The organism is Haloferax sp. Q22, from assembly GCF_001482285.1.
Lineage (GTDB): Archaea > Halobacteriota > Halobacteria > Halobacteriales > Haloferacaceae > Haloferax.
The window spans coordinates 16,219-27,349 of sequence record NZ_LOEP01000035.1 but is presented as its reverse complement, the minus strand read 5'-3'; the positions used below and the strand labels follow the sequence as shown (position 1 = coordinate 27,349).

Below are 11,131 nucleotides of genomic sequence, written 5' to 3'. Positions count from 1 at the left end.
CAGAAGATCCACAAGCAACGACCGATCCTTCGAGAACAGCTCGCTACCACCATCCAACCGACTGCTGAGGCTTAGCTAAAGACCAATGGGCCACGAGTATAATCGAACACAGAAAGACCCCTGCAGTAGTAATCATCAGGTACGCCGCAACTGCTGCCTGTCGTGTCGATATCTCACGACCAGCCTCCAAGAACTGCGCTCGGGTTCTGGACTGTTGTCCGAAGAGGAACAACCAGAGACTGCCCCAGATCATAACAAGGAGTGCTGCAGTAACCCCGAGACCGAGATAGCTCTGTAGTGAGTGAACCGGGAGTGGCCGAATTCGGACTGAAAACTGGGTGGGGAGCGAAAGGACAACCAATCCAGAGAGCGCTGCGGCGGCGATGACTGCACCCCTAGCCTGGCGTCGTGAACCAATCGAGGACAAGAGCCACACGACGAGACCACCAGTCACACCGACGATAATGGTAGTCTGCAATGGAGATCTGATCGAGATCTGCATATTGAGTAGACTAAAAATCACGAGTCCAACCGCCGCACCCGCCATCGTCAGAATGTATCGACTCGGGACTGCCGGAAGCCTCCAGTAGTACGTTGACAGGAAACGGCTCAGACGCTCGAGAGACGTCTCAACTCGGGGAGACTGTCCGTGGATCAACCACATGCCGACGAGCCCAGTACTACACAAGAGGCCATATGCTGGGCGAAGAACCGTCGCCCAGAGTGTCATAGCCCAAGCGATACTTAGGGGACCGAACTGCGGACTGGTAAACGAATCAAGCTCAACTTGCTGACGTGGAAGTGTCGTCTCTCGAAACAGGAGACTAGACGCAAACAACAACAGAAGAATGCTGAACGCAGTCACCGCTGCGGCAACCCCAGATGCACCACTTACCGCGAGTCCACGACCGACCAGCCCAACACAGAGACCACCAAGAGCGAATCGATACCACGTGTGGCCGTATGTGATTGATTCGGAGATCCGTGTCCCATCCTCCGTCCGTGTGAGCTGCCAGTCGCTTTGACAAGCGATGTGTGTCCGAAACACCGGTCCACAGTCAAAGCTGAATTGAGCGCCGTCTTCGGTTTGTTGACACGCTTCCTCATCAAACCGGTTTACAAAGAGGTTCGCTGGAATGGTCACCCGACCTGTGTGTCTCGAAACGACGAATCGACGACGCATGGCAACAATACACATCAACCAACGAGATGTGCCTAGTTAAATCATTCAGACACGATCTCACTCGGGGTGAACAACGATACATCCGACCGATTAGATGCCACTTCTCGCAGGCCGTCAGAGAATCCTGAACGAGCGAAGCAACAGTAGTGGTACGTCGGATCACCACCCTCCGGTGGCGTCCAGTCGACCTGCGCAGCGCTCCGCTCTAGGTCGGCAAGGTCGCCTTCGTTCATTTCTCGCTGCGTGTACTTGCACTCCCCAGCGACGAGTGTGCCGTCACTCGCAAGGCCGACAACGTCCAGTTCGTGATGCTTGTGCCACCAATAGCCAATCCCGTGGTAGGTCTTGGGAACTAACGACGGGAGCGCATTCTGACAGACGAGTTCGAACATCGAGCCCATATACTCCGAGAACGAAGGTGCGACCAACTCCTCGAAAGCATTGTCACCGAGCTGGGCGAGTGTCCCTTCTTGGCCGTACACATAACGGAACCAGAACCGAAACAGCGGTTCATTCAGTCGGTATCGGCTCTTTCGCGTCGCATTGGGATTCGCCGTGACCGGGATATCCCGTGTGACCAGTCGCAGTCGACGGAGCTTCGCGAGATACGATCCGAGTGCGTTCGAATCGATACCGGCGAAGTTAGCAATCTCACTCGCCTCGCGCTTTCCTGTCGCAATCGCCCGGAGAATCGTGTAGTAGGTCTGTGGCTCTCGAATCCCGAACTCCGTCCGGAGGAGGAACTCTGGCTCGTTGTGGAGCACACCGTGTTCGGAAAGCACGTGTGTCTGGATGTTCTCCGCGAGCGATACCGTTGGGGTGAGCGCCTGAAGATAGTACGGCGTCCCACCGAAGACGCTCCACGTCTCAATCGTTGTCTCTGGGTCGTCTGTGGGGTACAGCTGTCGTGCGTCGGCCAACGCAAGTGGTGGCAAGTCAATGGTTCCGGTCCGGCGTCCGTACAGCGGGCTCCCTCCTCCGAGCACTTTCTCTTCCATCACGCTGATCGACGACCCGACCAGTACCAACGACGCCGCCGTCTGTTCGAGATAGAGGTCCCAGACCCGCTGTATCTTTGAGGGGACTGCATCGTCGGATTCGATTAAGTATGGAAACTCGTCGATAACGACGACTGCGTCCTGCCGCCCAAGCGTCTTGAGAATCGACTCCCAGTCACGCTTGATATCGTCAACGACCGGGTACGTCTCGCGAGCGGTCTCGACGAAGCTTGCGAGCTGTACGTCCGGAGTCTCCTCGGTCGCCTGCCAGTACACCGCATCGTCTCGGTCATGAATTGCTTCACGGACGAGCGCGCTCTTTCCAAGCCGCCGCCGGCCATAGATGACGAGCAACTCCGCTGTCTCACGGTCGAACCGGGATCGAAGAAACGAGAGTTCGTCGTCGCGGTTGACGAAGGAAGGCCGAGACATAGTCCGTGTTTGGCTTGGTAGATCATAGTCGTTCTGATTATCTTAATCGTGATTTTACTAATCTAGATTTTACTAACTGGCCCATGCGCAAGAAGCAAAAATTAGAAATCTCCAGCAAAGCTATTTTACTCACCACGCTCGTACGACGACCAATGACCGGAGCAGGCTCCCCCACAACACCGTGGCAGGGTAACGTCAACGAGGCAGTCATTGATGACTGGAAAGCAGACACCACGACGTTTGAGCGTATTCGACAGGTAATCGACGTTACAACGAACCCACAAACTGCCAGCGAAGTTGCTGAGCGTGCCCATGTGAGTGAACCAACTGCACGGAAGCACCTCTCAGCGCTCGCTGAGACTGGCCGTGTCAAAGTGATTGCAGCTGACGATGCCACTCGCTACATGCGCGCACCGCAGATGCTGGCGATGCGGCGGATCGCCGACATTCACCGCGAGCACACGAAAGATGAGATTCGACAGGCGATTCGGGAACTGAAAGAAGAACGGCAAGCGATCCAAGAACAGTACGACGCGACGACTGTCGACGAACTGACCTTGGAATTGGAGTCCGGTGCTGACGGATGGGCAGACCTCACTCGATGGCAGCAAATTGAGCAGAACCTTGAGATCGCCCAAGCTGCGCTGACACTCTACGATTTCGATCCAGATGATAGCCGGTCTGCAGCGGCTCGGCTCTCTGATCGTGGAAACACGATCCGCAGCCAAGGTGCACTACACGACGACGGCTCTCAATCCACAGCGTAAATGGCAGGCGAGACGGACGTTGAGGGCGCTGTTGGCCCAATCGATGATGTCGCGCTTGAAGAGATTCGTACGGTCTTCACACGTGCCGACGGCCTCGTCGAAGATGCGGGGTTCGATAGCCGCCTCGACCCAACGAAACTGCAGATTCACTTTCGAGATGGAATCGCCGAGGCGACATGGTGTCGGTTCGATATTCGCTGGTTCCAGCGTCAGTACTACAGTTTCCACTATCTCGATGAGTGTGGTGTACAGTTCCGCTACGATTACCATCCCAAACCGGACGCACCAGAGAAGCACTTTCATACGCCACCCGACGCAAATTCGGACGACGTAGAGCCGTCCTGTATCGTGACGACAGAGCCAATGCTCGTTGCACGAGCGGTGCATCAACTCTGGCGTCGAGCGTACGAAACGGCTTCATTCGACGCACTAAACACAGCCGAAAATCCACCGTGAGGTCGTGGCTGCGCGCGCAGCACCGTAGGTGCGAGCACGGAGCGGTGGGTGGGGAGGTGGGGCCGGGGTGGTGGATACGTCAAAAAAGAAAAATCCCGCCCGCGACGCCTACTCAGCCCACCACGCCTCGCGCTCTGGGAAGCTGATGTCCGACCACCCCGTCACGGCTACCGAAACACGCCCACCGTACCAGCTCTTTGCGACGTTCCGCAGCGTCACCCGCTCGCCTTCTCTGACAGCTGGCTGCCGACTATTATGCCACACCGTAAACTTCGTTCGTCCCGTCTCGTCCTCAATGAGTCCCACCTGCTGAATCGCCGGATTCGATGACTCCCAGAGTTGGGTTATCGTCCCCTCAATCGACACCTCACGACGACGTACCTCGCTGACCGCCGCAATCGGAATCACCGTCCCGGGTGCCTGTTGCAACTCCTCGAACACACCCACGACCGCGCTCATCATCGAGTTCCCGTCTGCGACGTCCTCGGCCAGTCGCCGGCTGATTACCGCCCGCGACCATCCATCGAGTTTCGACTGCATTCGTCCTGCCTCTCTGTTCACAACGCCCAACTGCTCAGCCGTCAGTTGCTCACGTGGATCCGGTTCTTCCGGGTCAGCCCACCGATTGACACACCCCGCGCGTTTCTTGAATGCACGCGTTGCTTCGATACTCGACTGTTCCACCGCCGTCGCCGTCCGCGCCTCTCGACCCGACGTCTGTCTCCGATCCCACCGTGCACGCGTCTGTTCGATCTCCCACTCACGTGCAGCCATCCGCTCTTCTTCCGCGAGGGTCAGTCCCCGACCAACCGCTTCAGGGTTATTCAGGTCAACCTTGGCTTGGATTTCGAGTTCAACTGTGGGATGGAGCGCTGGCGTCTCATCAACCACGTCGTCGTCGACCGTCGAGGGGTGATTGCTGTGCGAAACTTCATTACGGAACTGTTTCTTACTACTCATTGTAGTTCTCTGAAAGGCGCTCACTCGGCGTCTTCTTCCGACACCACGACTCTCCAGCCGCAGTCTTCTCACAGACTGACCGACACCAATCGTCTCACGGCGACGCCGCCGCGCCTTCGCCGGCTTGTCCGGCGCGGCGCGTCGCCAACAGGTGTCCCCCACAAACGAGCGCGGGGGTGAACCTCGAGGTGAGCGCGCGGTCAGGGCAGTCAATCCACCGACCCGCGGGTCGTCGACCCCGTGCAGGCCGTCCGTCGCAGACGCAACGGCTGAACCGGGACGACGAGACGGCAAGCGGGGGGTTGACAGTCCTGAACGGCGTCGCATACGGCCACAGCGAGGCCGCAGAGAGTGAGGACCCGCCGGAACAGCACCGCGCCCGGACCCGCACGAGCCTGTCCCGTCCGTCGCAGACGCAACGGAAACGCCTCGTGCGGCAGCCCGGCGCGGGCTGGACGCCCGCGGACCCACAGCTCGTCGCGGCCGAGTTTGAGCGCAGGCCCGGCAGGCCGCACAGCCAGCCCTGAGTGAGCCCCGGACCGTGGCATATTGGGGGTGAGCACGGCGAACCCCCAATAGCCACCGTAGCCCGGGCGAACGAGGGGTGAGGGCAAGTGCCCGAACGGCGAGCAGCCCGCCCGGACCGCGCAAGCGGCCACGTCTGAACCAGCCGACCGGCGGCGCGACCGCATCGAGGGAGCGCCGACGCAACGGCTGGTGAAGATGCAGCCAGCCCGGTCTCGGTCACGGCCCGGACGCGGGTCGAGTGCTCGCAGACCCGCCCTCGGGGCTGACCGGTATCGGGTGGCTGCACCCGGCCCGACCCGGCCCCGCGACCGTGCCCCGTCCGTCGCAGACGCAACGGAAGCGCGAAACGCCCGGGCCCGGCAGGAACGGTCTGCCCGCCGGAGCGCGCACAACCCGAGCAGTCACCCCCAAGCGTACGGACGCGCGTCGCTGTTCACTCCGAGAGCGACGCTTGGGAGACGCCCACTACTCGGTCACGTCGTCGATGAACTGCTTGGAGAGACCCGACGTGACAGCCAGCGATATCGTCACATAGCTTCGGTGCGAAGTGTTCACATGGGACTCGAGATTGACGAGGAGCGATTGGGGGCCGTCCTCGAAGCACTCCCGACCGACGATAACGGTGGCGTCGGCCGACACACCCACTACACGCGCCAGAAGTACGAGACCATCTACGGAATCTCTCTCGACACGATTGAGGACCACCTCGAGACTGTGTTTAGCATCACGATTCGCCAACGAGCTGGACCCCAAAGCATCGAACAGGTTGAGACCGCTCGAGAGGCGTTCGATGCCGAGACGTTTCAGTCGCTGGACACCCACGCAGACGCGTACGACTACCTCACCGATATCGAGGGTGTCGGCCCGAAAATCGCCAACGAGTATCTTCGCAAGGTCGTCCACGCGTTCGGCTTCAAGAAAGCGTGGCGTGGGGACCTCTACGTCCCGCTCGACCAACACGTGGTCGCCGCCCTCGTCGAAACTGGCTGTATTCATGACGACGGGGCGCGACCTGAGAAGACGAAACCGAGCGCGCTGTTGAATCTGAGTCCCGAAAGCGCTCCACGGACACGACTCTCCGCAAGCGCACTCCAGGCGGCGTTCAAACGGGTCGCCGAAACACAGGGAACCGACCGAATCGTCTTCGACGAACTCTGGTCGGAACACAAGTTCTTCCTCTCGATTCCGGAGTTTCGAGACGAGAGCTACCTGAGTCCGTTCCTCACACAGTAACGGTGCTTGGCCACGACGACTTTACTCCTGCATCACCTCTGAGAGACGCGATGAGTCTACTCACCGCAATTGTCGTGTTCCTCGTCGGCTTCGTCTCGGGGGTGGTGGTTCGAACGGTCGCCGGACTCGCGGCCATCGTCGCGCTTCTGTTAGTCATCTTCGGCGTGGCCGCGCCAGAAATCGGCCTCATCGACTATATCGTCACACAGTACTACCAGGGGAACGAACTGCTCTTTCTCGCTGGACTCCTGTTTGGGCTTGACGCCAAACAGACGCGGCGAGTCGTCGTCGACCGCGGAACGAGTTCGAAGTGACGCGAGAGGAGTCTGACCCTATTTGTGCATGTCATCGACACCTAACCGGGTGCTCACCTCGTCCGTCCGCGCCAGCAGGTGTTTGTACGCCGTCGTATCTCGCCCCGGTGGGGTCCGTGGCACGCCATCGAGTTCGTCGACGACGACAGCCGTCTGCAACAGCAACTGGACGAGCTGCGCAGGGTCGACACCCTCGTCCGCGTAGAGGCGAAGCCACGCGTACAGTTCGAATTCCAGCTGTTGTTCGGTCGCATCATCGACAGTCGACGCCGTTTCGCAGTTACCACACATTGTGAATCAACGCAGGCCAGAACACGCGCCTGCACCCCTGCAGGCGCGCGATAACAATACTGGCGCGCACCACGAGTCGAACACAGACGCGACGACGACCGACCAGTCACCGGGTGGGACTGAACGGGGCCGCGGCGAGGACGACGACGGCCGACTGTAGCACCGCAGCCGCGAGCAACGCGAGCGGCGAGGCGCGCACGGCGGCCCTCGAGTCGTCGCCGCGGGGGCGTTCGACGGACTCGGTACAACCACGCCGTAGTCCTGTTATCACAACCACACATAGAGAAGGAATTATGTCGAATCACCGTGACCGATGGTCACTATTCAGTCCACATCTACGCGGTCGTTCGTTCGGCTGCGACCAACAACGGATTCGTTCGACCTCGCGACCGTCACCGCGCAGTTCACACGGCTGTTCGACCTCCTCTCGGCCACAAGCGACCCAACGCCGCTCGAATGGCTCCTCGTCACCGACGGCTCGCCCGAAAGCACCATCGACTACACGCTCAGCGTCGATAGCGACCTCGGCGGAGCCATCGACTCGTGGTGTCGCGAACTCGTCCCCGACTCGTTCGAGGTGACGACGACGACCGACCCGTTGGACCGACTCTCACCCGCCGCGCCAGACGCCGACCCCGACGCTGAAGCGCTCGAACGCTACCGCCCGCCACGCTATCGAGCGGTCGAGTTCGTCGGCTGTCCCGACCGGCGCGAGGACTGGCAGACGACGCTCACGCCGTACGCGTCGTTTCTCGAGACGGAGACGCGACCACCGCTTGCGACGGTCGTCTCGACGCTCGCGAACGCGACCGTCCCGATGGCCGTCCAAGTGCTCGTTACCCCGCATGCTGACTGGCGACACCACGCCCGCGACCGTCGCCGCCGCCTGACGAACGGCCGCGATACGCTGTCACAGCGTCTCGTCGACGACTGGATTACGTCGACGAACACCGACGCCAACACCGCCGACCCGGCCGTCAACTCCCGGCTCGACGCCCTCGACGACAAGGACGCCCGGCGGTCGTTCACCGTCACCGCCCGCGCCGTGGCGACCACAACGGACCACGACGCGACGCTTCCCGAACTCACCTCGCTCGCAACCGCGTTCACGCCACTCAGCGGCGACCACTACCGCATCGAAGGCCGCGAGCGAACCGGCGACGACGCACGGGCGGTGTTCGACGCCGTCCGCAACCGCGACGCACCCACCCCCGACCACACGAGGCTGCGGTCGAAGCTCCCGTGGACCGACCACGCGAGTCCTGCCCTCGTCATGGATGGGCGCGAACTCCCCGCCGTCTGCCTGCTCGATGCCGCGGCGCTCCCGGCCGACGCCCAGCGCGCACTCGCGCCGACGCCGACGGACGAACACGGTCTCACGCGCCCGGCGCGTGACCGTCTCGAACGGTACCGAACAGCAGGGCTCACACTCGGCCACGCCCAGAGCGCCGACGGCGAACCCGAAGCCGAACCCATCTCGCTGCCCCCATCGCTCCAGCCACTCCACGTCGGCTGGTTCGGCCGCACCGGCTCCGGGAAGTCGACCAGTCTCGTCACCGCCATGCTCGACAACCATGACGCGACCGCGGGCGCGGACATCCTCATCGACCCCAAAGGCGACGGCATGGCCGCGGACTATCTCCGGGCTCACTACGCCCGCCACGGCTCGCTCGAGAACGTCACGTACTTCGATTGCACGGAGACGCTCCCCGCGCTGTCGTTTTTCGATATTCGCGACCAACTCGATGCCGGCATCGACCGCACGACCGCCGTCGAGGACGTCGTCGACCACTACGTCGATATCCTCATCGGCATCATGGGTCGCGACCGCTTCGAGCAGGCCGTTCGGTCACCCGACATCATCCGCTACGTCCTCAAGGCGATGTTCGACCCCGTCCACGGTTCGGACGCGTTCACCCACCGCGAGTTCCAGACCGCGGTCGCGAGACTCCACGAGACGCGCGACCCGCCGCCGGTCGTCGACGACGACCTCCAAGCCATGCTCGCGGGCGTCGCGGCCAACTCCAAGCGCTCGTTCGACGAACTCATGCAGGGGGTCGCCAACCGCATCGAGAAAGTGCCGCTCGACGCCCGGCTCGCACAGCTGTTCAATCACGTCCACGCCGAGGACGGCACCGGCCCACGCTTCGACCTTCGAACCCACATCGACGACGATGCCGTCATCATCATCGACACGGGTGGGTTGCGACCGGCGTCGCGACGCGTCATCACGCTCGTCTTGTTGTCGTCGCTGTGGACGGCGCTGCGTCGCCGAACCCAACAGCACCCCGACGGCGACCACCCACTCGTCAATCTGTACCTCGAAGAGGCCGCCGAACTCTCGACGTCGTCGCTCCTGTCGAAGCTCCTGTCGCAGTCGCGGTCGTTCGGCCTGTCGATGACGCTCGCGATGCAGTTCCCCGCGCAACTCCGTGCGGCCAACCCGGAGGCGTATCGCGAGGTCCTGAACAACGTCTCGACGATCGTCACCGGCAACGTCGCGGTCGACCCGGAGTTCAGCCATCGCTTCGCGACGACTGCCCACCCCGCACGCGAGGTCCAAGCCCGACTCCGCGCCCTCCGACGCGGCCAGTGGCTCACCACGCTCCCCGCTGGCTTCGGGGACGCCGAACCCACGCCGTTCGTTCTCCAAAGCGCGCCGCTGCCCGCGGGCCATCCCGAGGGCCCGTCGCCGTTTTCCGAGGCCCGCGAGACGGCGTTCGCCGCGACGTGCGACTTCCTCGAAGCGCGGTCACGGGAGGCCCATGGCCTTGCCGTCGATGGCGTTACCAGTCGCGACCGGACACCACGACCCACCACGCCATCGACACAGTCCACAAACGCACCCACCGAGTCCTCGACCGCACGGACACCCGGGACAGCCACACAGCCGGCCGACGAGGCTGAACCGTGGAACGCACCGATTCCCGAAGCGCGAGTCAACTCGACGCTTCCCTACACGAGTCGGCTCCCGCCGACAGTCGTCTACGACCCAGAAGCCCACGCGGCGAAATGCGACGAGTGTTCGACGCGCTATGACCCTTCGCTGACAGGGCTGAAAAACGCCATTGGCTGTTGTCACAGTCTCGAGGAAGTCGACCGCGACGACATCCCGATTTCGAATATTTCGCTGACGCTCACGCCCGAAGAGCGTCGCAAAAGCGTGTTCACGGATGCACAGCTGCGCTTCCTGCAGGCGGTGTATTCCGCCCACCAGCGTCGCTTTGACACGGAATTCGAGTACGACATCCTGTACGACAGTATGGTCCGCCTCCAAGAGTACACGGGCATCGACCACGCGTCGGTGCGCGAACTCGTCGATGGTGGCACGCTCGCGCTCGACTGTACCTATCCGCACAAGCTCTATACGGTCACGCCGAAGGGCCGCCGCGCGATTGGGGTTCGCCACCGCGAAGGCGTCGCCTACGGTCACGGCCGCGGCGACCTCAGCGAGTCGAGTCTCCACGTCGTGATGGTCGAAGTCGGCCGCCGCTATCTCGAACAGGCGTTCGTCGAGGACGACGACTCGGCCGCCGTCGAGACCGTCCCGTATTTCGAACACGAGGGCTCACGACTCGATGCCGTCTGTCTCGATGCGAACGGCGAGATTGTCGTCACGCTCGAAGCCGAGCGGGTGAACAACGACCTGCTCACGGCCGTCCCCGAAGACTTCGATAAGATGGCCGCCTGCGACCCCGAGGCGGCCGTCTGGGTGGTGAAAAACCGCAGTGATGCACACGAAGTCCTCCGCGGGCTCAACGAACCGAACGAGGGGCCGCCGCGCGTCGAGAAAACCTACAGTACGAACTCGCCGCCGAAGACGTTCCAAATCGACCAGCCCGGGTTTTCGGAGATGCACACCCTCCAGCAGTTGCGCGATTCGACGTTGGACCGATCATAGCGGTGGCGTAGGCTGGGTGACGGTCTCGTCTTCGACGGAGGGGAGCGGATAGTGGGCCAGTTGTCGTC

Annotated in this window: 8 protein-coding genes; 5 read left to right on the top strand and 3 right to left on the bottom strand. The window is 61.9% G+C overall.

Features of this window, described 5'->3' with window-relative positions:
• Nucleotides 1-1,224 precede the first annotated feature (1,224 nt).
• Nucleotides 1,225-2,613 (bottom strand): ATP-binding protein, encoded by a 1,389-nt coding sequence (locus AM590_RS16690; protein WP_058828449.1) that lies wholly within the window; start codon nucleotides 2,611-2,613, stop codon nucleotides 1,225-1,227.
• Nucleotides 2,614-2,696: 83 nt separating this feature from the next.
• Between AM590_RS16690 and AM590_RS21200 the strand changes: the two genes are divergently transcribed.
• Together AM590_RS21200 and AM590_RS20085 are read left to right on the top strand one after the other, a co-directional pair.
• Nucleotides 2,697-3,380, top strand: a complete 684-nt coding sequence (locus AM590_RS21200) for an ArsR family transcriptional regulator (RefSeq protein ID WP_253805952.1) — start codon at nucleotides 2,697-2,699, stop codon at nucleotides 3,378-3,380.
• The gene (locus tag AM590_RS20085; protein ID WP_082677754.1) at nucleotides 3,381-3,836 is read left to right on the top strand and encodes a hypothetical protein; all 456 of its coding nucleotides are present in this window, start codon (nucleotides 3,381-3,383) and stop codon (nucleotides 3,834-3,836) included.
• 108 nt (nucleotides 3,837-3,944) lie between these two features.
• On the opposite strand, the gene AM590_RS16675 is transcribed toward AM590_RS20085, so the two are convergent.
• Nucleotides 3,945-4,796: a hypothetical protein gene (locus AM590_RS16675; RefSeq protein WP_058828447.1), complete on the bottom strand. Its 852-nt coding sequence runs from the start codon at nucleotides 4,794-4,796 to the stop codon at nucleotides 3,945-3,947.
• A 1,083-nt stretch (nucleotides 4,797-5,879) separates the two neighbouring features.
• Here AM590_RS16675 and AM590_RS16670 point away from each other — a divergent pair.
• Both AM590_RS16670 and AM590_RS16665 read left to right on the top strand, forming a co-directional pair.
• A complete protein-coding gene (locus AM590_RS16670) occupies nucleotides 5,880-6,557 on the top strand; it encodes a hypothetical protein (RefSeq protein WP_058828446.1) in 678 nt (225 codons plus the stop codon).
• A gap of 50 nt (nucleotides 6,558-6,607) precedes the next feature.
• On the top strand, nucleotides 6,608-6,871 hold the full coding sequence (locus AM590_RS16665; protein WP_058828445.1) for a hypothetical protein: 264 nt from the start codon (nucleotides 6,608-6,610) through the stop codon (nucleotides 6,869-6,871).
• Between the two features lie 18 nt (nucleotides 6,872-6,889).
• Here the strand turns inward: AM590_RS16665 and AM590_RS16660 are convergent, their stop codons facing one another.
• The gene (locus AM590_RS16660; RefSeq protein WP_058828444.1) at nucleotides 6,890-7,162 is read right to left on the bottom strand and encodes a hypothetical protein; all 273 of its coding nucleotides are present in this window, start codon (nucleotides 7,160-7,162) and stop codon (nucleotides 6,890-6,892) included.
• 313 nt (nucleotides 7,163-7,475) lie between these two features.
• Here AM590_RS16660 and AM590_RS16655 point away from each other — a divergent pair, with 313 nt between their 5' ends.
• On the top strand, nucleotides 7,476-11,063 hold the full coding sequence (locus AM590_RS16655) for a TraM recognition domain-containing protein (protein WP_058828443.1): 3,588 nt from the start codon (nucleotides 7,476-7,478) through the stop codon (nucleotides 11,061-11,063).
• The last annotated feature ends 68 nt before the right edge of the window (nucleotides 11,064-11,131 follow it).

Excerpts from the sequence above, each read along its gene's own strand:
- AM590_RS16655 (WP_058828443.1), top strand. The coding sequence starts at position 7,476 with ATGGTCACTATTCAGTCCACATCTACGCGGTCGTTCGTTCGGCTGCGA.
- AM590_RS20085 (WP_082677754.1), top strand. The coding sequence starts at position 3,381 with ATGGCAGGCGAGACGGACGTTGAGGGCGCTGTTGGCCCAATCGATGAT.
- AM590_RS21200 (WP_253805952.1), top strand. The coding sequence starts at position 2,697 with ATGCGCAAGAAGCAAAAATTAGAAATCTCCAGCAAAGCTATTTTACTC.
- AM590_RS16690 (WP_058828449.1), bottom strand. The coding sequence starts at position 2,613 with ATGTCTCGGCCTTCCTTCGTCAACCGCGACGACGAACTCTCGTTTCTT.
- AM590_RS16675 (WP_058828447.1), bottom strand. The coding sequence starts at position 4,796 with ATGAGTAGTAAGAAACAGTTCCGTAATGAAGTTTCGCACAGCAATCAC.
- AM590_RS16660 (WP_058828444.1), bottom strand. The coding sequence starts at position 7,162 with ATGTGTGGTAACTGCGAAACGGCGTCGACTGTCGATGATGCGACCGAA.
- AM590_RS16670 (WP_058828446.1), top strand. The coding sequence starts at position 5,880 with ATGGGACTCGAGATTGACGAGGAGCGATTGGGGGCCGTCCTCGAAGCA.
- AM590_RS16665 (WP_058828445.1), top strand. The coding sequence starts at position 6,608 with ATGAGTCTACTCACCGCAATTGTCGTGTTCCTCGTCGGCTTCGTCTCG.